The organism is Streptomyces sp. CHD11 (assembly GCF_018638295.1).
GTDB lineage: Bacteria > Actinomycetota > Actinomycetes > Streptomycetales > Streptomycetaceae > Streptomyces.
On record NZ_JABTTS010000003.1, the window covers coordinates 318,072 to 340,212 of the forward strand.

The 22,141-nt window shown below is 73.6% G+C and carries 24 protein-coding genes; 11 read left to right on the top strand and 13 right to left on the bottom strand.

The genetic code is table 11. From position 1 onward, the window contains the following. Positions 1-54 precede the first annotated feature (54 nt). Complete coding sequence (locus tag HTV45_RS04985; protein WP_215204348.1) at positions 55-1,785, bottom strand: GAF domain-containing sensor histidine kinase; 1,731 nt, start codon at positions 1,783-1,785, stop codon at positions 55-57. Between the two features lie 604 nt (positions 1,786-2,389). Between HTV45_RS04985 and HTV45_RS04990 the strand changes: the two genes are divergently transcribed. Then, positions 2,390-3,592 (top strand): globin domain-containing protein, encoded by a 1,203-nt coding sequence (locus tag HTV45_RS04990; RefSeq protein WP_215204349.1) that lies wholly within the window; start codon positions 2,390-2,392, stop codon positions 3,590-3,592. Between the two features lie 157 nt (positions 3,593-3,749). Here HTV45_RS04990 and HTV45_RS04995 read toward each other — a convergent pair whose 3' ends face one another. The 4 genes from HTV45_RS04995 to HTV45_RS05010 all read right to left on the bottom strand — a co-directional run bounded on the left by HTV45_RS04995 (position 3,750) and on the right by HTV45_RS05010 (position 5,949). Then, a complete protein-coding gene (locus HTV45_RS04995; RefSeq protein WP_215204350.1) occupies positions 3,750-4,124 on the bottom strand; it encodes a hypothetical protein in 375 nt (124 codons plus the stop codon). A gap of 87 nt (positions 4,125-4,211) precedes the next feature. After that, positions 4,212-4,730, bottom strand: coding sequence for a roadblock/LC7 domain-containing protein (locus HTV45_RS05000; protein WP_215204351.1), 519 nt, complete (start codon positions 4,728-4,730; stop codon positions 4,212-4,214). Between the two features lie 38 nt (positions 4,731-4,768). After that, positions 4,769-5,548, bottom strand: a complete 780-nt coding sequence (locus tag HTV45_RS05005) for a hypothetical protein (protein ID WP_215204352.1) — start codon at positions 5,546-5,548, stop codon at positions 4,769-4,771. Further along, positions 5,545-5,949: a hypothetical protein gene (locus HTV45_RS05010; protein WP_215204353.1), complete on the bottom strand. Its 405-nt coding sequence runs from the start codon at positions 5,947-5,949 to the stop codon at positions 5,545-5,547. Before HTV45_RS05010 ends, HTV45_RS05005 begins: the two co-directional genes overlap by 4 nt. A gap of 451 nt (positions 5,950-6,400) precedes the next feature. Between HTV45_RS05010 and HTV45_RS05015 the strand changes: the two genes are divergently transcribed. Beyond that, positions 6,401-7,561, top strand: coding sequence for a hypothetical protein (locus HTV45_RS05015; RefSeq protein WP_215204354.1), 1,161 nt, complete (start codon positions 6,401-6,403; stop codon positions 7,559-7,561). 295 nt (positions 7,562-7,856) lie between these two features. Here the strand turns inward: HTV45_RS05015 and HTV45_RS05020 are convergent, their stop codons facing one another. Further along, on the bottom strand, positions 7,857-9,203 hold the full coding sequence (locus HTV45_RS05020) for a hypothetical protein (protein ID WP_251691394.1): 1,347 nt from the start codon (positions 9,201-9,203) through the stop codon (positions 7,857-7,859). Positions 9,204-9,450: 247 nt separating this feature from the next. Here HTV45_RS05020 and HTV45_RS05025 point away from each other — a divergent pair, with 247 nt between their 5' ends. From HTV45_RS05025 to tgmB, 3 genes are all read left to right on the top strand, one after another. Then, the gene (locus HTV45_RS05025; protein WP_215204355.1) at positions 9,451-9,777 is read left to right on the top strand and encodes a YkvA family protein; all 327 of its coding nucleotides are present in this window, start codon (positions 9,451-9,453) and stop codon (positions 9,775-9,777) included. Between the two features lie 120 nt (positions 9,778-9,897). Beyond that, the gene (gene tgmA / locus HTV45_RS05030; RefSeq protein WP_103541913.1) at positions 9,898-10,089 is read left to right on the top strand and encodes a putative ATP-grasp-modified RiPP; all 192 of its coding nucleotides are present in this window, start codon (positions 9,898-9,900) and stop codon (positions 10,087-10,089) included. Positions 10,090-10,104: 15 nt separating this feature from the next. Continuing rightward, positions 10,105-11,088: an ATP-grasp ribosomal peptide maturase gene (tgmB, locus tag HTV45_RS05035; protein ID WP_215204356.1), complete on the top strand. Its 984-nt coding sequence runs from the start codon at positions 10,105-10,107 to the stop codon at positions 11,086-11,088. A gap of 45 nt (positions 11,089-11,133) precedes the next feature. Here tgmB and HTV45_RS05040 read toward each other — a convergent pair whose 3' ends face one another. Then, the gene (locus tag HTV45_RS05040) at positions 11,134-11,349 is read right to left on the bottom strand and encodes a hypothetical protein (protein WP_215204357.1); all 216 of its coding nucleotides are present in this window, start codon (positions 11,347-11,349) and stop codon (positions 11,134-11,136) included. A gap of 95 nt (positions 11,350-11,444) precedes the next feature. Further along, positions 11,445-11,921, bottom strand: coding sequence for a hypothetical protein (locus HTV45_RS05045; protein WP_215204358.1), 477 nt, complete (start codon positions 11,919-11,921; stop codon positions 11,445-11,447). 188 nt (positions 11,922-12,109) lie between these two features. Between HTV45_RS05045 and HTV45_RS05050 the strand changes: the two genes are divergently transcribed. Further along, entirely contained in the window at positions 12,110-13,117 is a 1,008-nt protein-coding gene (locus tag HTV45_RS05050; RefSeq protein WP_215204359.1) for a GlxA family transcriptional regulator, read from the top strand. On the opposite strand, the gene HTV45_RS05055 is transcribed toward HTV45_RS05050, so the two are convergent. Together HTV45_RS05055 and HTV45_RS05060 are read right to left on the bottom strand one after the other, a co-directional pair. Beyond that, on the bottom strand, positions 13,103-13,354 hold the full coding sequence (locus HTV45_RS05055) for a DUF5133 domain-containing protein (RefSeq protein ID WP_215204360.1): 252 nt from the start codon (positions 13,352-13,354) through the stop codon (positions 13,103-13,105). The genes HTV45_RS05050 and HTV45_RS05055 overlap by 15 nt on opposite strands. A 188-nt stretch (positions 13,355-13,542) precedes the next feature. Continuing rightward, entirely contained in the window at positions 13,543-14,400 is an 858-nt protein-coding gene (locus HTV45_RS05060) for an aldo/keto reductase (protein WP_215204361.1), read from the bottom strand. A 249-nt stretch (positions 14,401-14,649) separates the two neighbouring features. Here HTV45_RS05060 and HTV45_RS05065 point away from each other — a divergent pair, with 249 nt between their 5' ends. The 4 genes from HTV45_RS05065 (at position 14,650) to HTV45_RS05080 (ending at position 18,071) form a co-directional block, all read left to right on the top strand. Then, positions 14,650-15,063: a VOC family protein gene (locus HTV45_RS05065; protein ID WP_215204362.1), complete on the top strand. Its 414-nt coding sequence runs from the start codon at positions 14,650-14,652 to the stop codon at positions 15,061-15,063. A gap of 225 nt (positions 15,064-15,288) precedes the next feature. Beyond that, positions 15,289-16,185: a Gfo/Idh/MocA family protein gene (locus HTV45_RS05070; protein WP_215204481.1), complete on the top strand. Its 897-nt coding sequence runs from the start codon at positions 15,289-15,291 to the stop codon at positions 16,183-16,185. A gap of 288 nt (positions 16,186-16,473) precedes the next feature. Then, positions 16,474-17,679 carry a glycoside hydrolase family 64 protein gene (locus tag HTV45_RS05075; protein ID WP_215204363.1) on the top strand — a complete coding sequence of 402 codons (1,206 nt, stop codon included), beginning with the start codon at positions 16,474-16,476 and terminating at the stop codon, positions 17,677-17,679. Positions 17,680-17,864: 185 nt separating this feature from the next. Continuing rightward, on the top strand, positions 17,865-18,071 hold the full coding sequence (locus tag HTV45_RS05080; RefSeq protein WP_215204364.1) for a hypothetical protein: 207 nt from the start codon (positions 17,865-17,867) through the stop codon (positions 18,069-18,071). 46 nt (positions 18,072-18,117) lie between these two features. Here HTV45_RS05080 and HTV45_RS05085 read toward each other — a convergent pair whose 3' ends face one another. From HTV45_RS05085 to HTV45_RS05095, 3 genes are all read right to left on the bottom strand, one after another. Beyond that, complete coding sequence (locus HTV45_RS05085; protein WP_215204365.1) at positions 18,118-18,606, bottom strand: DUF5709 domain-containing protein; 489 nt, start codon at positions 18,604-18,606, stop codon at positions 18,118-18,120. 96 nt (positions 18,607-18,702) lie between these two features. After that, complete coding sequence (locus tag HTV45_RS05090) at positions 18,703-20,187, bottom strand: hypothetical protein (RefSeq protein ID WP_215204366.1); 1,485 nt, start codon at positions 20,185-20,187, stop codon at positions 18,703-18,705. 177 nt (positions 20,188-20,364) lie between these two features. Then, the gene (locus HTV45_RS05095; protein ID WP_215204367.1) at positions 20,365-21,102 is read right to left on the bottom strand and encodes an HAD family phosphatase; all 738 of its coding nucleotides are present in this window, start codon (positions 21,100-21,102) and stop codon (positions 20,365-20,367) included. A gap of 93 nt (positions 21,103-21,195) precedes the next feature. On the opposite strand from HTV45_RS05095, the gene HTV45_RS05100 reads away from it, so the two are divergent. Continuing rightward, positions 21,196-21,885, top strand: a complete 690-nt coding sequence (locus tag HTV45_RS05100; RefSeq protein ID WP_215204368.1) for a nucleoside/nucleotide kinase family protein — start codon at positions 21,196-21,198, stop codon at positions 21,883-21,885. Positions 21,886-22,141 lie beyond the last annotated feature (256 nt).

The following is a 22,141-nucleotide window of genomic DNA, read 5'->3' on the forward strand; positions in this document are numbered from 1 at the left end:
AGCCGTCGACGAGTACCCCTGGCGGGTGCCCGGCACACACCGGGCAGGCGACGCCTACTCCTCCGGCACCGGCACCTTCCACAGCAGGCTGGTGCCCTGGCCGGGGGAACCGGTGATGTCGAACGTGCCACCGAGCTGCTCCGCGCGCTCGGCCATGTTGCGCACCCCGCTGCGGCGGCCTTCGGCGGGCATGCCCACGCCGTTGTCCGAGACCGTGAGGCGTACCTCGCGCCCGTCCGTCTCCAGGGCCACCTGGGCACGGTCGGCGCGGGCGTGCCGGGAGATGTTGGTCAGGGCCTCGGAGAGCACGGCCACCAGGTGGTCGGCGGTCTCCCTGGGCACCTGGGTGTCGATCAGTCCCTCCATCCGCACACTGGGCGCGAAGCCGAGCAGGGGAGCGGCCTCACCGACGCCCCGCACGACGCGGGCCCGCAGGCCCGTTCCCTCGGCGCCGGCGGACGCCCGGGAGCGCAGGCCGAAGATGGTCGACCTGATGATCTTGATGGTCTCGTCGAGATCGTCGACGGCCCGCAGCACCCGCTCCGAGGCCTCCTCGTGCTCGATGAACCGGCCGGCGCTCTGCAGGGTCATACCCGTGGCGAACAGCCGCTGGATCGCCAGATCGTGCAGGTCGCGGGCGATGCGGTCGCGGTCCTCGAGCACGGCGATCTGCTCGGCGTCCTGACGCCGTTCCGCCAGTTCCATCGCCACGGCCGCCTGGGCGGCGAACCCCTGCAGCGGTTCGGTCTCCTTGTCGGAGAAGGGGGTGCGGCCGGCGGCCCGGACCAGCAGGACGATGCCGCGCACACGGTCGCCCGACCCGACGGGCACGGCGGCGGCCGGACCGAGTTCATCCAGGCGCTGGGGGCCGCGGAAGACCCGGTCATCGGTCGTGATGTCCGGGCAGGTGACCGGGGCGGCCGTGGTGAAGGCCCGGCCGAGCAGGCTCCCCTCGACCGGCACGACGAGCCCGCGGTGGGTGTCCGCACCCTGTCCGATGGCCAGTTCCACGGTCAGCGAGTCGGTGCCTTCCATGGGCACCGCGACCACGGCGAGGGCGGCGCCGGTGATCTCGCGGGCACGCTCGGCGATGAGCAGCAGCGCGGTGCCGCGTTCGCTGCCGGACATCAGACCGTGGGTGATCTCCGCGTTGGCCCGGAGCCAGCGTTCCCGCTGCCGGGACTCCTCGTAGAGGCGGGCGTTGTCGATGGCGACACCGGCGGCGACCGCCAGGGTCGACAGGACCGACTCGTCCTCCTCGTCGAACTGCGCCCCGCCCCGCTTCTCGGTGAGATACAGATTGCCGAAGACCTGGTCGCGGACCCGGATGGGTACCCCGAGGAAGGTGTTCATCGGCGGGTGGTGGGCCGGGAAGCCGTACGAGCTGGGGTGGTCGGAGAGTCTGGCCACGCGCAGCGGCTCGGGGTGGCGGATCAGTTCGCCGAGGATGCCGTGGCCCTCCGGGTAGTGGCCGATGCGGGCGATCTCCTCGTCGCCGACCCCGACGGTGTGGAAGGCGGACAGCCGCTTGCCGTCCGGGCCGATCACGCCCAGGGCCGCGTACCGCGCGTCCACCACCGCCGCGGCGGCCTCCACGATGCTGTGCAGCACGTGCTCCAGCTCCAGCTCACGGCCGACCGAGAGGACGGCCTCCAGGAGGCTGTGCACCCGGTCACGGGTGCCGCGCGCCGCGTCGATACGGGCCTGGAGCTCCTCCAGCAGTTCGTCGAGCCTGAGCTGAGGCAGCCGTACGCGGGCGTCCGCGTCCCGCTCGGAGTCTTCCACCCGTGCCTCCTGTGCCCTTTCACCCGCACACCCCCGCCGGGCCGTGCCCCGACCGGCGCTCCGGTAACGGTCCAGTAAAGGCGACGGTACGGCATCGGCCCTCGGGCGGGTCCGGCGGGCCCACCGTCCGGCCACGCCCGAGAACCACCGCCCCACCGCCGCGAGGACCACGAGCCGGCCGGCCCAAGGACCCCGGGTGGCCGGAACCCGTCCCGCCGTCCCGCCGTCCCGCCGGCACGAAGAGGCCCCGGCCTCCCCGCGGCCGCAGGGCCCCCACCCCGTCGGCCCGGGACCTCCGGCCGGCCGGTCCAGGTGCCCCGGCCGGCCCGGAGACCGCGCTCCGGCCGCCCCGGGGGCCGTCTCCCCCACCCGGGAACCGTCGTCCCGTCACCGCCGGCCGGCCCGAGGCGGGGGGCCGTTCGGCCCTGATGTGGCCGGGCCGGCCGGGGCCGGAGGTCCCGGTTCGCCGGGACGACGGTCCCGTATCGCCGCAGCGGACCCCGTTACCCGGGGGAACAGGGGTGCCGGATTGCTATACAGGTGCTGCCGCCGGTCCGGATCCGCGGTCCAACGCCTTTGTTCCGTAACGCTTTTGGGAGACCTCATGCTGTCCGACGAATCCGCCGCACTGCTGCGGGCCACGCTGCCCGCCGTGGCCGGAGCGCTCGACGAGATCACCACGCGTTTCTACGGCGCGATGTTCCGCGACCGGCCGGAGCTCCTGGACGGTTTGTTCAACCGGGGCAACCAGGCCAGTGGTGCCCAGCGCCGGGCCCTGGCCGGGTCCATAGCCGGTTTCGCCCAGGCGCTGCTCACCGACCCGGACAGCCGGCCGGACGCCCTGCTGGCCCGGATCGCCCACAAGCACGTCGCGGTCGGGATCACCGACGACCAGTACACGATCGTGCACAAGTACCTGTTCGGCGCGATCGCCGAGGTGCTCGGCGACGCGGTGACCCCGGATGTCGCGGCGGCATGGGACGAGGTGTACTGGCTGATGGCCGGCGCGCTCATCGCGCGGGAGGCCCGGCTGTACCACGAGGCCGGTGTCGAGCCGGGCGACATCTGGCGGCCCTGGACGGTCGTGGAGCGCCACGAGGAGACGGACGACGTGGTGTCGTTCCTGCTGCGCCCCGCCGACGGCAGGCCGGCACCGCCGGCCCGGGCGGGCCAGTACGTCAGCGTGAAGGTGCGGATGCCCGACGGGGTGTGCCAGCTGCGCCAGTACAGCCTGTCCTCCGACCCGGGGGACGAGGTGCGCCGCATCACCGTCAAGCGGGTCGCGGGAGCGGAGGACGCCCCGGACGGCGAGGTGTCCACCCTGCTGTTCGAAGAGGTCGGCACGGGGGACGAGCTCACCCTTTCCGTGCCGGCCGGCGACGTCGCGCTGGACGAGGCGGACACCCCGTTGATCCTGGCCTCGGCGGGTATCGGGTGCACTCCGATGCTGGGCATGCTGGCCCGGCTGCGGGCCACGGGCTCCACCCGGCGGGTACTCGTCCTGCACGCCGACGGCTCGCCCGCCGAGCACGCCCTGTGCGCCGAGACCCGCGAGACGGTGAGTGAGCTGCCGGACGCCGAGGCGGTGTTCTGGTACGAGCGCCCCGGTGCCGACGAGCCCGGCGTCCGCGGCGGTCTGATGAGTCTGGAGGGACTCGACATCCCGGCGGACGCGACGGTGTACCTGTGCGGCCCGCTGCCGTTCATGCGCGCGGTGCGCGGCCAACTGCTCGCCGCCGGGGTCCCGGCCCGGTCCGTCCACTACGAGGTCTTCGGCCCCGACCTCTGGCTGCCCGGGGCGGCCTGACACGGGCAGGGTCCGGGCGGTCGCGACGAGTTAACCAGGTGTTGACCGGCGGGTGACCCGGGCGGATTGACCACGCTCGCNACCTGTGCGGCCCGCTGCCGTTCATGCGCGCGGTGCGCGGCCAACTGCTCGCCGCCGGGCTCCCGGACCGGCTCGCTCAGACCTCCAGTTCCGACTCGATACGGCGCAGCTGGTGCCGCGCCATGGCGAGGTTGGCCCGGGCCCCGTCGAGGACCAGGTACAGGAAGAGGCCGTTGCCGCCGCGCCCCTTGAGCAGGCGGATCAGGTGGTACTGGCTGTTCAGCGTGATGAGGATGTCCTCGATCTCCTCGTTCAGCCCCAGGTGTTCCATGGTGCGCAGCTTGGACCGTACGACGTCGGTGTTGCCGGCGGCGGCGACCTCCAGGTTGAAGTCCTTGCCGCCGCCCAGGGTGCCGAGGGCCATGCCACTGGTGTAGTCGACGAGCGCGGCGGCCGTCGCACCGTCGATGGAGGCGAGGCATTCCTTGAGCGAGGTCTCGGTGTTGGCCATGGGTGGTGTGTCCTTTCCGTCATGAATGGGCGGTTCGGGCCGGCCGCCGGGTGATGCGCGGGCGCCGGCCGGGAGGAGAGGTCGGGGTCAGCCGCCGGGCTGGGTACGGGGCCGGTGCGGGGGCAGCTGCGGGGTCCGCACCGGAAGGGTTCCGATGGGCCGGTCCGGGTCCTGCCCCCGTGCGGGGATCTCCCGGGTCACGAGCCGGTCGGCGTGCCGCCCGGCCCCCGGGCCGATGTGGGTGTCCACCAGCTCCGCGATCCGGGCGCCGCTGCGCCGGCCCTCCAGATGCAGCCGGCCCACGTTGACCCGGTCGTCGGCGAGCAGGGTGAGGACGGCCGTGGTGCCGGCCGCGTAGGTCGCGATGTAGCCCTGACTGCCGCGGACCAGGAGTTCGCGGAACTCGCCCCGGGCGGCGGCGTCCGTCATCCGGTAGGCGACGCCCAGCGCGGCGGCGGTGAGCGCGGCCAGGCCCTCCGGTTCGGTGTCCGCCGCGTCGTGGGCGAGGACGAGTCCGTCGACGGTGGCCGCGAGCGTGCCGGCCAGCCGGGGTATGCGGGCGCGGAGCCGGCGCAGTTCGTCCAGCACGTCGGCCTCGACGGCCATGAGCAGTCTCCTTTCGGCACGCTGCCGGCGCGCGCGGATCACAGTGCCTCCAAGGCGTCCAGAAGCCGTCTCAGCAGCGCTGTGTCGGGCTCGTCCCACGCCGCGCCGCCCGCGTCGGGGACGGAGTGGACGGGCCTGGCGGGCGGGGGTGGCGCGGGGGTGACCAGCCCGTCGGCGGCGAGGCGGCGCAGTTCGACGAGGGTGTGGAAGGTACGGCAGGCGAGGGCCGAGGCGATCTGCGCGGCGGTACGGCCGCCGTCGACCAGGGCCAGGGTGCGCCCCCGGCGGGGCGGCAGGCAGGCGGGGTCGGCGCCGGCCGCGCGGTCGAGCGGTGCGGTGTCGACGGCGGGGTCGGGCCAGATGCGGTGGAGCAGGTCGCGGCGGCGCCGGGACTCCCTGAGTACCGTCGCCACCGGTACCGGACGGACCGCGCCGAACCAGTGCGCGACACCGGGGCGGAAGCGGAGCGCGGCACCGTCGTGGGCGAGCGCGAAGTACGCCGCGTCGAACAGGGCACCGGTGTGGCACAGTTCCAGCGCGCCGGTGGTGAGACGTCCGCTGTCCACCAGCTGGCGGCCGACGCGGTGTACGGCGCCCGCCCGCTCGACCGCCTCCCACCAGCCGGCCGGCGCGAGGGCGCCGCTGCGGGTGAGCAGGTCGCCGAGGGCAGGGCTGTGGGCGGATTCGACGTGCACGACATGCCCCGCCGAGAGGTAGAAGACCCCGGACTCGGTGGAGAGCGCGCCGGTGGCGTGGTCGGCCGCCAGGGTGCCGAGCAGCTCGGGGGCGGATCCGTCGGTGCAGGGCGCTGTGGTCATCCGAGCACCAGCCGGTCCGCCATGTGGGAGAGCCGGATGCGGGCCAGGGCGAGGTTGCCGTCGGCACGGTCGAGCCACAGGTAGAGGAAGACCGTGCTGTCGAACGTCGTCACGACGAATCTCAGCAGATGGTAGGCGTCCGCGCTGGTCAGGATCAGGTCCTCGACGGGCGGCTCCTTGCCGGCGGCGCCGGCCCCGTGACCGTCGGCCGGGGCGAGGGTGCCGCTCTCCATGGCCTGGCGGGCGAGTTCCGCGGTCTCCGCGGCCGTGGCCTCCGCGTCGCCGCCCGGGGCCTCGCCGACCGCGCCCAGCGCGAGCCCGCTGATCCAGTCGACGACCAGCGCGCCCCGCGCGCCGGGCAGTCGCATGGCTTCCAGCAGGCTCTCGTCGATTCCGGGCACGCCGGATCCCCCTCCCTCGCACGGCTGTACCGCGAACGTGACGTCGACGCTACTGTGTGTGCTCGACCGAGGTGGGAGGTTTGGTGTTTTCCCGGGGAATATGCGTCGGGCGTGACGGCCCGCTGGTAAGGTCCGGGCTTTTGCCTCCACGGCGGGGAGGGTCGTCCGGTCGTGGCGCGGGCAGGGCCGGCCCCGGTGCGGATGGTGGACCGGCCCTGCTCACGAGCCCATTGTGGTGACGGTCGTACCGGTGGACCACGGGTGAACCGCGCTCATCGGGTGTGCGCCGCGCACACCCCGCGCGCGACACGCCGTGCGCGCATCTCACATGAGGGGCGTGCGGGGCGGGTAGGCGGCGACAGGGCCCGCCGTCCGGCGGACCCCGCGTCATTTCGCCGGCCGGCGGCGACGATACTGGCAGGAGCACGTGCCCCCGCTCACCACTGGACCCATGCCGAACTCCCCTGCAGCCCACGTCACGATCCCGCCCACGGTCTGGCTGGCCCGTGGCCGCCATACCGGCGGCCGGGCGGACGAGGCACTCCGCGCCGCCCTGCGCCGGCTCAAGGACAGCCGGGACATCGACGACTTCCTGGAGCTTCCCGCCGCCGACACCGCCCCTGACACCGTGTTCGAATCCCGGACACGGGTCGCCGGGGAGGTCACCGTCCGCGCCCGGCTGAGCCTCGCGCCCGCCGCGGCCGAGGGCCGGGACTGGACGCTGGTCGCGGAGGCGGAGCGGCCCTGGGACCCTGCCTGGCCGTCGCCGGCCGGAATGTTCTGGGAGCGGGAACAGGACACCGACTGGAACCACGACGCCGCGACCGGCCTGCGTCCCGGGGAGATCAATCCGCTCCCCGAGGACGACAAGGCCGTACGGCGGCTGCTGCGCGACTGCGCGCGGGACGCGTGGCACCTCCATGTCGTCGTCCATGAGGCGATGACCACGGACGAACGGGGCCGGGTGCCGCTCGCGCGCTGGCTGCCCCCGGGGCTGCGGCACCGGGTCGTGGAGCACCGGGCCACCCCCCAGCAGTGGCGGGTGGCCGACTGGGCGCTGCGGGAGTTCGGCGTGCGACTTCCCCGTGGGGGCGCCGTGGTGCTGCCGGGCGCTCACGTCCCGGAGGAGTACGACGCCGACGCCTTCTCCGTGCGCGCGGTGTTCCTTGACGGCACCGAACCGGCCGGCCTCGTCGACGCCGTGGCCCGCTTCGACGCGATCCCGCGCGTGCTGCCGGACGGGGCGCGGGACTCCCTGACCGCGCTGCGGGAGGACTGGCACCTGCTGACCCTCGCCGAGGAACTCGACCGCGAGCGCGCGCTGGTGGCCATGTACGCCGAGGCCCTGGAGGCCATGACGACGTCCCGGGACCTGTACCGCGAGGCCGCCGAACGCGCCCATGAGGCACTGGCCTCCTACCAGAACGCCGCCTCCGCCGCCCCGGCTCCCGGGGAACCGTCCGCACCCGCGGTGGCCCCTTCCTCACCCCTCCGGAATCTGACGCGCACGCTGGAACGTCTGAAGCCCGCCGCCGCCAGGTCCCGCCGCGCCGCGCCCCACGAGCCCGCGGAACCGGCGCCGGAACCCCGGACGACGACGTCCGACCACTAGAAGACGCGTGCAGAGCCTGGGGCCCGGCCCTGCGCCGGCTCTCCGGCGTCGTGCCGGGCGGCGGGGCCGGCACGCCCTCCTCCGTTGCCCGGGGGCAGGGGACGGACCCGGCCCGGGATCGGACGGCCTCGTCCGCTCCGTGCCGCCCCGCGGCCGTGCCGGTGCCCTGATCGCCCCGGGCACCGGGCCGGGTCGGTCCGTCGCCCGGCGTGTGTGATCCGGGGCGCGCCGCTGGGCCGGGGCGGCCCTGCGGCGGGCGGGCGTCGAGCTGTCCGGGTCCGGGATGTCAGGGCGCTCACGCCTCGGCGGGCGGGCGTTCGATGGCCCGGTGGGGGTCGGGGGGCGGCCAGGGCGCGAAGCGGGCGCCGGGGCGGGGGGACGCGATCCGGATGACCAGGGCCGTCAGTGCCAGCAGCGCGGCGGCGACGGCGGCCGAGGTGGCCAGCCAGGCGGGCGCGAGGGCGAGGTCGACCGCACGGGAGAGGGCGGACGACGGGTAGGAACCGCCGTAGGCGTGGGTACCGGCCAGGACCGCCGGCACCACGACCGCTCCGGTCAGTGCCACCGCGCCGGGGCGCACCACCAGGATCAGGGCCAGCACCGTGCAGAGCACCGACAGTCCGACGGTGAAGGCGTGCAGGCCGAGGGGGACGCCGTCGCGTTGCAGCGGGAAGTGGGTCACCGCGCATACCGCGAGGGCCACGGCGGCGAGCCAGCTCGGCCAGACCGCGGGCCGGGGGGCCGGCCGGGGCGCACGGTTGCGGACGGCGGCGGTGCCGGGACGGCGGCGCTGTGTCCCTGTCCGGCGGGAGGTCTTGCGGGCGGCGGGGTGCCGGCGGCCGGCCAGGAACCCGCCGCGCGAGGCGTCCGCGCGCGCGGCGCCGGACCGGTGTCCGTCCGGCGTGCCCGGAGCGTTCCCGTCCTCCGGCAGGGGTGTCCGCGCCTCCGGCCGGTGAAGGTGCTCGGGCGGCCGGTGCACGGCCAGACGGTCTATGAGTTCGACCAGTTCGCCGACGGAACGCCCGGTCGCGGCGGCGCGCAGTGCCTCCTCGCGGCAGTGCGGCGCCAGCGGCTCGTTGTGCAGCAGGGCCACCAGAAGGGTGACGTCCTCGACGGAACGGTGCGCCGCCGCCGCGCGGATCGTCTCGTCGGCGCTGCGGGCGTCGCGCGGCGGCCGGGTGAGCAGCGAGACGAGCCGGGTGACGTCCTCCACGGACCGGTCGATCCCGGCGGCGCGCAGGGCGTCGACCACGGCGCCGGTGTGCTCGGGCGAGCGTTCCAGCGCGGTGATGAGGTCGACGACCTCCGCCAGGGGCCGGTCCGCCACGGCGGCGTGCACGAGGTCGCTGACCGGGTCGCGGTACGGCTTCCCGGTCGCCGGGGGTCCGGCGTGCGACGGGTCCGGCGGCGCCGCGGGCCCCGGATGTCCGAGGGGGTCCACGAGGTCGACCGTGGCGACGGGGTCGCGCGGACGCGCGGCGTCCACCGGTTCCGGGCGGGCCACCGCGCGCGGCCGTGCCCATGGCGGGTCGGGATGGCGGGTGCCGGTCGTGGTGAGTGTCGTGTCGGCGGGCGGGACCGCGGCCGCCTCGGGGGGTATGACCGGTTCGTTCGGGCGAGGTGACGAGGAGAAAGTAGTCATGATCCGCTCCATGGGGAAGGCTGATGACCATTACTAGGCGCCCCGGCGGCGCCCTGCCACTTGACTGGTCCACCGGGATGACCTGCGGCGATCCGGCGTTTCACGGCAGAGCGGCGGGGCATCGGACGCCTGCGGGCATGGCCGGTCCCCGCCGCCATGGCGGGGCCGTCAGCGGGAATCCGCTCAGAGAAGGCTGTGCCGCGGCGACGGGCCGCGGCGCGCCGGTCACCGGAGGAGGGCAGTGCCGTTGGAGTCGACCACCGTGCTGCTGAGCGTCGCCGCGGTGCTCGCGGCCGTACTGCTGGCCGGCGCCGTCGCCGCCCTGGTCCGTCTGGTCCGCACCCGGCGGGAGTTGCGGCGGGCGGGTCTGCCCACCGGGCCGCGCTGGGTGTTCTGGGGCGCGGTCCTCTATCTGGTGCTGCCGGCCGATCTGCTGCCCGACCCGGTCTACCTGGACGACATCGGGGTCCTTCTGCTCGCCCTGCGCTCCCTGCGTGGTTCCGCCGGCGCGGCCCTGCCCGGAGCGCCTTCGCGGCGTCCGGGGCGGCAACCCGCCGATGACTACGCTCCGTAAGGAAACCAACCACCCGTTCGATTCGTATAAGTCTCTGGAAGCGAAAAGAAGTCGGCGGACCAAGCCACGGCGCACAGTGGGTCGTTGTCTGGTCGGCGCAGCACCGACGAGGGAGAGACGATGCAACCGTTCGCGCTCAACTACGCACGCCCGGCAGTTGAGTTGGCTGTTGCCACTCCGTACGCCTATGACTCCGGACTGCAGTTGAACGTCCTCGGTGACGGCCGGATCGCGGCCCGCGACCACGCGCTGTTGCGCGAGGTGGGGACGACGACGTCCACCGCGGGCTCCAAGACCCACTTCGACGACTGAACGCGGACCGTAGACATGACCGTGCTGATCCTCACCTGTGAGGAGGACGTCACCGCCGACATGGCGGTCGTCCATCTGAACGGCTCAGGAGTACCCGTGGTGCGCCTCGACCCCGCGGACCTGACCGGTGGTGTGTCGCTGTCGGGCGAATTCGTCCACGGCCGCTTCCGCGGCCATCTGTCCGTCGGGGGGCGGCTGGTGAGTATCGGCGGGCTGCGGTCCGTGTGGGTGCGCCGGCCCGGTGTTCCGGCCGGACGCGCGCCGCAGCCGTCGGCGTGGCTGACCGAGGAGGCCTCGCAGGCACTCTACGGAATGCTGCGCGGCTGCGACGCGCGCTGGATGAACCACCCGGACGCGGCCCGGCAGGCGCGCCACAAGCCGTGGCAGCTGCGCCTGGCGCAGCGCTGCGGTCTGCCCGTGCCGGCCACGGTGATCACCACGTTCCCGCGGGCCGCCCGGGAGTTCGCGGAGCGTTTCCCGGATCTCGTGGTCAAGCCCGTGTCGGGGGCGCATCCGCAGGATCCGCCGCGGGCGGTACCGACCAGCCGGGTGGCCCCGGACACGGACTTCTCGGCGGTCGCCTACGGGCCGACGCTGCTGCAGCGGCGGGTCGCGAAGCGGGCCGACATCCGGCTCACCGTGGTGGGTGAGCGGCTGCTGGCGGCCCGTAAGCCGACGGCGCCGGACGCGGACCCGCAGGAGGTGGACGTGCGTTTCGCCGCACCCGGCTCGCCCTGGGAGCCGGCCGAGGTCCCGGCGCGCGTCGCCGACGCCGTTCGCACCTATATGCGCCGAGCCGAACTGGCCTACGGCGCCTTCGACTTCGCCGAGGACGCGGACGGGACGTGGTGGTTCCTGGAGTGCAATCAGTCGGGGCAGTTCGGCTTCGTGGAAGTGGAGACGGGACAGCCGATCGCGCGGACCATCGCCGAGTGGCTGTCCCGCCCCATTCCCGACGAGCCCGCGGAGCTCAACGGTGCGAGCAGCACGGTGCGGTGAGCACCGGTCACGGTGCCGGACCCGGTGCCCGGCACCGCAGGGGGATCAGTTCGGGCGCGGTCCCGGCAGCAGGGCGGTGCGCTGCCAGCCGTTGCCCGGGGCGTGCGGCCGGCCGGGGCCCGGGCCGTGGCCGGGCGACTGCAACGGCCGCATGACCAGCTCCAGTTCCCTGCTCACGCGTTCGGCCTCGCGCCGGGCCTGTGCGGGCACGTCACCGCACTCCGCGACGAGTCGGTCGTAGATGGGGGAATCCTGGAACACCCGGCAACGCGCCTTTCTGGTCGGCGGCCCCCGGTGCGGGGACGCGACTGCCGAGTGTAGGCGCCCGTACGGGGTGAAGTGGGCGTTCCGGGCGGTCAGGCGCCCGTCGTCGAACCGGGCCGGACGATCATCAGCACGGTGACGGTCGCCCAGAGCAGGTTGAACACACCGGTGAACATGGCCAGTTGTACGGTGCTCTGCCGGTCCACGGGCCGGTGCGCGGTCAGTTGCCCGACAAGTTCGTCCTGACGGGGCAGCACGAAGGCGAGGAGCATACCGGCGGCCACCGCGGTCAGGGTGATCGAGACGATGAGCCAGCCGTCTCCCAGGACACCCATCGCGAGGGCGGTGGCGAGACCGAGGAGGGGGACGGCGATCCCTACACGGGCATAGACACGGCAGATGCGGTGGAGCAGCGCGACGGTGGTGACCGCTTTCCGGTCGGGTCCGTCGCCTCCCCCGGCCGGGACGGCCCGGCGTACGGCCGGCGGGAACATGCTGGCCGCGACGGTCACGGGACCGACGGCGATGATGGCGGCCAGAACGTGGAGGGACAGCAGGAGCTTGGTCACCGGGACTCTTTCCTTGGTGTGATCGGTGGTGCCGGGCTCACGCTAGAGGCCCGCCGAACGATCACCCAGAGGCCGGAACGACAGGATCCAACGGGTTCTCGCCAACCCCTGTCACCACGACTTCGGCACCCCGCGCCCCGACATCAGGCGATCCCGGCTGTGGCGGGAACCCGCCTATCGTGGAGTTCATGCACTCCGTGGCGATTCTGGTTCTCGATGGGGTCGTGCCGTTCGACATGGCGGCGCCCCTGCAGGTCTTCGACTGGACACGGCTGCCGGACGGCCGTTCCCCCTATCGGGTCCGCCTGTGTGCCGAGCGGCCGGAGGTGACGGCGGACGGCGGTTTCACCCTGCGCGTCGAGCGCGGCCTCGAGGCGCTGGCGGACGCCGACACCATCATCGTGCCGGGCCGTGCCGAAGGCACCGGACCGCTCTCCCCCGCCGTGTCCGCCGCGCTGAGGCAGGCGGCCGGGGCGGGAACGCGGATCGCCTCGGTCTGCGTGGGTGCCTTCGTGCTGGCGGAGGCCGGACTGCTGGACGGCCTCCGCGCCACCACGCACTGGGTGGCCGCCGGCCGGCTCGCCCGCGCTTTCCCCCTGGTCGACGTGGAGCCGGACGTGCTCTACGTCGACAACGGCCAGATCCTCACCTCGGCCGGCGCCGCCGCCGCGCTGGACATGTGCCTGCACATGATCCGCCGGGATCTGGGCTCGGCCGTGGCCGCGAATGCCGCCCGGATGTCGGTGATGCCCCTGGAACGGGAGGGTGGCCAGGCCCAGTTCATCGTGCACGAGCATCCGCCGGTGCCCCGCGGGTCGGATCTGGAGCCGCTGCTGGACTGGCTGGAGGACAACCTGGCGCACGAGGTCACGCTCGGGGCGATGGCGGCGCGCACCGGCATGAGCGAGCGCACCTTCAGCCGCCGGTTCCGTGAGCAGATGGGCACCACGCCGTTGCAGTGGCTGCTGCGTGCCCGGGTGCGGCGCGCCCAGTATCTGCTGGAGAACAGCGAGCACACGGTCGAACGGATCGCCCGGCAGGCCGGCTTCGGGTCACCCACGGCGTTCCGTGAGCGGTTCCGCAAGGTGGTGGGCACCACGCCGTACGCCTATCGCGCGTCGTTCAGCGGGCGGCGGGCCGTCACCGCGCGGGATTCCACCGCGGGGCGTGCGCGGCCTGGATCAGACGGCCAGTGACAGTCCGTTCTCGCCGCCCGGCTCAGCGGTACGCCGGGGCGCGGACCGGACGAGGATGGCGTCCGCCTGCGCTATGGCGTCGTCGATGGCGGATGTCGCCGTCACGACGCAGAGCGTGTAGCTGACATCCTCCAGTTCACGCGCCGCCGTCGGTGAATGCCGCTCCGCCTGAGCGATCCGCAGCTCCGCGTAGCGCGTCAGCAGCTGCCTGACGATCTTCGGGTCCGGTACGAGCACGAAGCGCCCCTTTCTGGTTGTCGCTTCGTGTGCCCGCGATCGGCGAAAGCACGCACGGCGCGTACGGAAGTGGCCGCGATGGTCCGAAAGCGCTCGCCTCCCCGGCAGGCGCATTCCGCCTCCCGGGACCGCACCAGGCCCGGGAGGACTTCCGGCCGTGTCCGGCGTCCGGGACGGCGGCGCCGGCCTCAGGCCGCGTCCAGCTCGGCGATCTCCCCGGCGCTCAGTACGAGGTCGGCGGCCTGCACCGAGTCCCGGACGGACTCCGGCCGGCTCGCTCCCGGAATCGGTACGACCACCGGCGACCTGGCGAGCATCCACGCCAGGCACACCTGATGCGCGCTCACCCCGTGCGCCCGCGCGATCCGCGCGAACGCGACGTGCTGCGAGGCGAGTTCACCGGCCCGGGCGATACCGCCGAAAGGACTGTAGGGCAGGAACGCGATGCCGAGTTCGCCGCACAGAAGCAGCTCCGGCTCGCTGGAGCGGAACGCCGGGGAGAACTGGTTCTGTACGGAGACCAGCCGGCCGCCCAGGATCTCGTCGGCCTGCCGGATCTGCTCCGGGTCGGCGTTGGAGATGCCCGCCATCCGGATCTTCCCCTCGTCCAGCAGTTCGCGCACCGCGCCGACCGAATCGGCGTAGGGAACGCGGGGGTCGGGCCGGTGGAACTGGTAGAGCCCGATGGCCTCCACCCCGAGTCGCCGCAGCGAGGCCTCACAGGCCCGCTTCAGGTGCCCGGGGCTCCCGTCCAGCGTCCAGCTGCCGTCACCGGGGCGCAGATGACCTCCCTTGGTGGCGACCAGGACGTCCCCGCCCCGGTCGTGGGAGGCGAGGGCCCTGGCGATCAGAGTCTCGTTGTGTCCCACCTCGTCGGCGCCCGCGTGGTAGGCGTCCGCGGTGTCGATCAGCGTGACACCGGCGTCCAGCGCGGCGTGCAGGGTGGCCAGGGAGCGGGTCTCGTCCGGGCGGCCCTCGATCGACATGGGCATGGCGCCCAGCCCGATGGAGCCGACCTGGACATCACCTATTCGACGGGTGTTCATTCCTGTGTGACCTCTTCCGGGTGTCGCTTCGACGGTCATGGGCAGCGCCTGCCAGCCTGATCGCGGGACGCCCCGAAATCCAATAGAAGAACACGAACGCATTCAGCAGGCCGGGCACTGAATCGGGGCCGCCGGACGACCGGGCCGCCCTGGGTGACGGGTCACCGGGTGGCCTGGTCGCCGCGCGGGGGCCGGTGACCGGCGCTACGCTGCGCGCGATCGCCCTTTCGCACCGTTTCGGAGGTACCCATGGCCTCACTTCTCAACCCGTACGTGAGTTTCGACGGGAACGCACGGCAGGCGATGGAGTTCTACAAGGAGGTCTTCGGCGGGGAGCTGCGCCTCAACACCTTCGGCGATGCCGGGCATCCCGGTGCCGGGGGTTCGGACAAGATCATGCACGGCATGCTGTCGACCACCGACGGCTTCACCCTGATGGGCGCCGACATGCCGCCGGGCATGGAGTACGCCCCGGGGAACAATTTCGCCGTCAGCGTCAGCGGCGAGGACGAGGCGACCCTGCGCGGCTACTGGGAGCAGCTGTCCAGCGGCGGTTCGGTGTCCGTGCCGCTGGAGAAGCAGATGTGGGGCGACGTGTTCGGGATGTGCACGGACCGCTTCGGCATCCCCTGGATGGTCGACATCAGCCGGCCGGAGGGCTGAGCCGGCCCGGCCCGGGGCCACAGCCCGGTAACGGCCGCGCTGTGCCCCGCACCGTCCGCGATCATGCGCTGCGGCGGGCCGGCCCCCGTGCCCGCCACCCGTCGTCCGGCTGTTGACAGGCATGCCGGCAGAGATCATCGTACGGACCCGGAGCGCGCCCCGGTGGAGCGCGGTGTGAGGACAGCGGGCCGGCGGCGGACGGCGGTCCGCGAGAGAGGCGGCGGCATGCGGATCGGACTGCTCGGCACCGGACCCTGGGCACAGGTGGCACACGCCCCCGCGCTGAGCGGACACCCGGACCTCGACTTCGCCGGAGTGTGGGGCCGCCGCCCCGACGCGGCCGGGGCGCTGGCCGCTCTGCACGGCGTCCGGGCCTACGACGACGTCGACGCGCTGCTCGCGGACATGGACGCGGTCGCCGTCGCGCTGCCGCCGGCGGTGCAGGCGGAACTGGCCGTGCGCGCCGCGCGGGCGGGTTGCCATCTGCTGCTCGACAAGCCGCTCGCGCCGACGGTCGCGCAGGGCCGGGAGGTGGTCGCGGCGGCCACCTCGGCCGGGGTCGCCTCGGTCGTCTTCTTCACCACCCGCTTCCAGTCCGGGCCGGAGGCGTGGATCACCGAGCAGGCCCGTGTGGGCGGCTGGTTCACCGGTCGGGCGCAGTGGCTCGGGGCGGTGTTCACCGACCCGGGCAACCCCTTCGCCGCCTCGCCGTGGCGGCAGGAGAAGGGCGCTCTGTGGGACGTCGGCCCGCACGCCCTGTCGGTGCTGCTTCCGGTGCTCGGTGAACCGCGGCGGATGACGGCGGCGGCGTACGGTCCCGGGGACACGGTCCATCTGGTCCTGGACCACGCGAGCGGCGCGTCGAGCAGTCTCACCCTGAGCCTGACCGCGCCCCCGGCCGCGGCCGGCGCCATGGTCGAACTGCGCGGCGACGCGGGCGTCACGCTCCTCCCGGAGGCCTCGGACGGAGTCGTCCCCGCCCTCACCCGGGCCGCGGACGCCCTGCTCACCGCTGTCCGTACCGGCGTTCCGGACCCCCGCGACGCGGCGTTCGCCCTCCGGATCACGGACATCCTGGCTTCGGCGGAGTCGCTGCTCGGGAGCGGGACACCCGCGTCGTGAGGCGTCCGGCGACTGCGCCACGGAGCGCTCCCCGCACGCTCCGTGGGCGCCCGGACCCGAGCGGCTTAAGCGGCCCTTAAAGGCCGGTTAAGCGCTTGTGGCGGCTTGACCGCCTCTTCAAGTATGCGCAGGTCAGGGCGGGTTGAGGACAAGTCGGACCGTTGGCGGGTTCCTGTCGGTGTCCCTAGCATCAGTGCCGCGCGCCGGTCCCGATGTACAGCCTGAGAGCGCTCTCCCCCGTCGGCCGGCACGGTCAGAACCCGCACGCCCACTTCTGGAGACCCCCACATGACTCCTCGTCACCAGCGCACCCTCGGCCGCCGCAAGGTCCTCTTCGCTCTCGGCGGAGCCGCCGTGGCCCTGCCCGCCGCGGCGGCGATCGCCCCGCACGCCCTCGCGGACCAGTCCGGGAAGCAGAAGGCCGGACCGGCAGCGGCGGGATCCCTGCCCCTCACGATCGTGAACAACAGCGGTGCCTTCGACAACACCAGCGTCCACCTGTACGTCGTGGGCAACGCCGACGGGCGTCAGGTCCGGCTCACCCCCGAGGGCACCGTCGCTCCGATCGCCGTCTCGGACAACGGCCCCGACGGTTTCACCGACTACGCGATCAGCCTTTCCGGCAGCGGCGAGACCAAGCTGTCCCTGCCGTACATGTCCGGCCGGATCTATGTCGCCCTCGGCGCGAAACTCAAGTTCAAGGCCGTCACCGACGGCAACGGCAACGCGGCGCTGCAGTACCCGGCCGGCTGGGTGGCCTCCGACCCCAACCACGGCGTGCTGCACGACTGCGCGGAGTTCACCCACAACGCCTCGGGCATGTTCTGCAACACGACGATGGTCGACATGTTCAGCGTGCCGCTGAGCATCCGGCTCACCGGCTCCGAGGACCAGACGACGGGCACGGTGCGCGATGGCGGCCGCGCGGCCGCGTTCGCCGCCGTCAAGGAGGTGGAGGCGTTCTCCCGGCTGGTCGTGGACGACACCCGGATCATCGCGCCCGGCCACGGTCTGGACTCCGGTCTGTTCGCCGAGGACTACCTGGCCCCGTACATCGACGAGGTGTGGAGCACCTACACCGGCCGGGACCTCAAGGTCACCACCAACGCCGGCACCTTCACCGGCCGGGTGCGCGGTGAGAGGTTCTCCTTCGACGGGCCCGCCCAGGTCTCCTTCGGCAAGCCCTCCACGCGCGACGTCCTCTTCTGCGACGGCGCCCTGGCCGCCCCCAACGACGGCACCACCGGTCCGGTCGCCGCGGTGCTGGGCTCCGGCTTCAACCGGTCCACGCTGCTCAGCCACCCCGACCAGCCGTCCGCCGATCCCTCGGTCTTCTACCGGACCGAGCTCACCAACCACTATTCCAGGGCCATGCACGCGGCCACCGAGGACGGCAGGGCCTACGGCTTCGCCTTCGACGACGTGGCGGACTTCGCCTCGTACATCCAGGACACGGCGCCGACGGGCCTGCGGCTGACGCTCACGCCCTTCTGAGCGGGACCGTGGGCAGGTTTCCCGCGGTCCCAGGAAGGTACCCCGGCCACCAGGAGGTGGCCCTTCACCGGGTGTGCCGCGAGCGCTCTGCGGATGCACGGCGGGCTCCCGCGTTGAAGGCTGAGTACCGGACCCGATGACAGCACCGGGGCCGTAACAGCGATCCGGACCCGAGGAGCCAGAAGATGTCGACGTCCCAGCCCGAAGCGTCCCGGCAGCCCGAGGACGGCACCACCCCGGACAACCTGCTGCACGCCCGCACCGGCACCGATGTGTCCCCGGAGGACCTGGTTCTCGCCTCCGGCAAGGACCTCACCCCGCAGAACCTCGAATGGGCCCGGCGCAAGCTGGCCGAGGAGGGGCCCGCGGCCCTGGACAAGATCCTGCCCTGACGTCGCCGCACCCCCGCTCCCGCGCCGCGCCGTCCGCCGTGCCCGGTCAGGCGCGGTCCCGGCCGTCCGGCAGCTCCGTCTCGTCCTCGACGACGTGCATCGCGGCTTCCTCCGCGCCGGCGGCCCCGCCGTCGATGCCGACGTCCTCGGCGATCGTCTCCTTGGTCGTGTCGGTGTGCGCGCCCTCGTCGGGGGCGACCAGGCGCCCGGCGCGGGCGTTGCCGGCCTCCGGGTCGACCGGCTCGCCCTCGCCGTCCCGCAGGTCGCCCACCCCGTCGCCGTCCGGCGCGGTCGCGTCGGGCACCTCCTGGGCCAGCCGCTCGTCGAGGGTCTCCCCGTCGTGCTGTTCGGCGGCCGTGGTGCCGTGCTTGGTGACCCCGAGCGGCTTCTCCGGCGGGGAGTAACCCTCGTCGAGGGTGTCGTCGTAGGTCCGCTCGTCAAGGGCGTCCTGCATGTCCAGCGGCGCGGCGTCCTCCTGCTCCTCGTTGCTCCCGGTGGGCTGGTAGGCGTCGTCGGCCATCGGTTCGGAGCCCATGGCGTCCTCCTGTCACGCTGCGTCGACTGCGTCTGCGGTGTCCGGTCCGCGTTTCCCGTCACGCGATCTTTAACCCCGCCCGGCGACCACCCGGCGTCATCGCCCGGGCGCGGGAGCGACACGGACCTCGATGTCACCGATCATGTGGACCGGCCAGGGCCGGGCGTAACCGGGCGGGGCGCCTCCGGGGCCTGTGAGTGCGGCGACCGGGGTGTGCTCGGCGGTGCGCAGGATCTCGGCGGCCGTGGTGTTCTCGTTGTTGCCGGACGTCGCGCCGGAGGAGCAGCCCGTGTAGTAGCCGATGGGGATGGACCGGTACCCGGTGAGCAGGCAGGGCGGGCGGACACCGAGCCGGTGCAGTTCACCGGCCGTGCGGGCCCAGTCGCGGCGGCCGTCGAGGGTACGGTCGACGGTGTGCACCAGGACGGCCAGCTGCACGGTGAGGTGACCGGCCAGGGCGAGCGCGACCAGCACCCTGGCGGCGGGGCGCCACTTTCCGCGCGGTGCCGTGACCAGGTACCACAGCGCCTGGGCGACCGGGATCGCGAGCAGGGCGTAGGCCGGCTGGAGGAAGCGGGGCGCCGCGTACTCGATCATGAACAGGTACGGAAGCGCCGCGGTCGTGGCGCAGGCCACCGGCAGCAGGGTAGGCAGGGTGCGGCGGGCCCGTACGGCGACCAGCAGCCCGAGGACGGCCAGCAGCGGCAGGACGAACCACCACAGGGTGATCACCGGGTGGGGCATGGACCCGGTGCACGGACGGCACAGCGCGCGCCCGCCGAGGCTGCGGAGCTGATCGTCCACGGCGATGTGCCAGCCGAGCCCGCCCTGGATGCGGGAGGCCTCCGCCAGCCGCTCCCCCAGGCCGCCGAAGGCGACATACGCCTCGATCACCCACTGGGTCCCGCCCGCCGCGAGGCCGCCGGCGAGGGCGAGCAGTGACCGCCACCGCCGGCCGGCCAGGGCCAGGACCAGCAGCGGGAGGACCACCCACACGGCGTCGGTGGGGCGCATCCAGGCCATGAGGGCGGTACCCGCGACCACGGCCCACAGCGGGCCGCCCGCCGGGGGGTCCGCGCGGTGACGCAGGAAACCGCCGACGGCGATCAGCGCGCCGATGGCGACCCAGTAGTTCGGCATGGCCTGGGGACCGTAGAAGAGGGTCACCCACAGGGAGGCGAAGAAGGCGCCGGCGGTGACCAGGATCCGGGGCGGGAAGAGACCGCGCCAGCAGCGCAGGGCCAGGTAGAGGGCGAGACCGGAGAGCACGGCGAGGTAGACGCGCAGCAGCACGGTGGAGTCGGACCAGGACGCGACGGGCGCGACCAGCAGGGTGACGCCCCGGGAGCGGGGCGCGCTGAAGAAGGCGGCCGGGTGGTGGGAGGTGATCTGGCTGGTGTAGACGATCTCGTCCCATCCGAGCCCCAGTACGGGGCGGACGAGGACGAGTTGGGCCAGGGTGAAGACTGCGGCGAGCACCGCGAGCGGCCTGCCGTCGTGCGCCCGCCGGGAGGCGTCCGGCCCGGACCGCTGGTGGCGGCCTGGTGTGTCGGCGAGGAGGGCACCGGCGCCGTCGGTCATCGTCCGTCCTTCGCTCTCGCGCGTCATGGGTGCCGGGTTCCGCGGGCCGCGGGGGCCAAGGGGAGCGAGATCCGGCCTGGCTTTCCAAGATCTCGCACAACCTAACCCGCCCGGAACCGTCATAGCAGGCGATATACGGCCAACCGTCGCAGCGGCGACCCCTGGCCGGCGGTGTGCTCAGGCCCTCGGTCCGAGTTCGGCCAGATCCGTCACGACCCGGTCGGCGCCGTGCGCGTGGAGCGCTTCGGCCTGACCGGCGCGGTCCACTCCGACGAGGTAGCCGAAGCCTCCCGCCAGGCCCGCGTCCATGCCGGCGAGCGCGTCCTCGAACACGGCGGCGCGGGCCGGCGGCACACCGAGCTCCCGGGCGGCGGCGAGGAAGGTGTCCGGCTCCGGCTTCCCGGGCAGGCCGCGTTCGGCGGCGACCACCCCGTCGACCCGGACGTCGAACAGGCCCTCGGCGCCGATCGAGCGCAGAACGTCACGGCAGTTGGCGCTGGAGGAGACGATCGCGGTGCGCAGTCCCCGGGCGCGGACCGCCTCGATGTAGTGCAGGGTGCCGTCGTAGGCGGCCACGCCGTCGGCGCGGATCCTCGCCAGCAGCAGTTCGTTCTTGCGGTTGCCGAGGCCGTGCACGGTGCGAGTGCCGGGCGGGTCGTCCGGTGCCCCCTCCGGCAGCGCGATGCCGCGGGAGGCGAGGAAGGTGCGGACGCCGGCGGCGCGCGGGCGGCCGTCGACGTACCGGTCGTAGTCGGTGGCGGTGAAGGGGCGGAAGGCGTCACCGTCCCGCCCGCGGAGGAAGGCGTCGAACAGTTCCTTCCAGGCGGCCGCGTGGACGACGGCCGTCTTCGTGACGACGCCGTCGAGGTCGAAGAGGCAGGCGAGGATGTCGTCGGGCAGGCCCAGATCCGTCATGGGGGAACACCTTCCCGGTACGGCGCCGGACAGAGGGCGGCCCCCGCCACATGGCGGCAGAAGACCGGCCGCTCAAGTGACACACTTTCCCCTGTGGCACTGACCTTCGACGACCTCCTCCGGCGTGCCCGCTCCCTTCCGGGGGACGGCCGGCGCGCGATCCTCGGCATCGCCGGCGCCCCGGGCGCGGGCAAGTCCACGCTCGCCGCGCACCTGGTGCGGGAGCTGAACGGCACCGGCCGGCCGTGGGTGGCGCACGTCCCGATGGACGGTTTCCATCTCGCCGACGCCGAACTCGACCGTCTCGGCCGCCGGGACCGCAAGGGGGCCCCGGACACCTTCGACGCGGCCGGCTACGCGGCCCTGCTGCGGCGGCTGCGCGAGGAGGCGGACGGCGAGACCGTGTACGCGCCCGGGTTCGAGCGGGTGCTGGAACAGCCGCTGGCGGGAGCGGTGCCCGTACCGCCGGCCGCCCGGCTGGTGGTGACGGAGGGCAACTACCTGCTGCTGGACACCGGCGCCTGGGCGCGGGTCCGGCCGTGGCTGGACGAGGTGTGGTTCTGCGCCCTGGACGAGGAGGAGCGGCTGCGCCGTCTGATCGCCCGGCACGAGGAGTTCGGCAAGGGCCACGCGGAGGCGGTGGCCTGGGTGGAACGCTCCGACCGGCGCAACGCCGAGCTGGTCGACGGGACCCGAGGCCGGGCCGATCTCGTGGTGCCGGCGTCCGCGATGGCGGGCGCGTCCCGGCCGTCGGAGCGGACCGGGCACGGTACGCCCCGCTGACCCCGGCTCTCGTCCCTGAGCGGAGTCGCCGAGTCTCCGCCCGCGGACCGTGTCGCCGGGACCGGCGGTGCGACGGTGCGTGAGCCCGTCCCGCCCGCCCACACGGCCGTCTCACTCCCCCACCCCTGGGACGCCCTTGTGCACCGGTCCGTCGGCGAGTGCCCGCCCGCATCTGCCGGCAGCGGCACCGCGGGCAACGCGCCCCGCGCACAACGGCGTTCCGCGGCATGGCGCCGTGACGACCGTCGCACGGGGC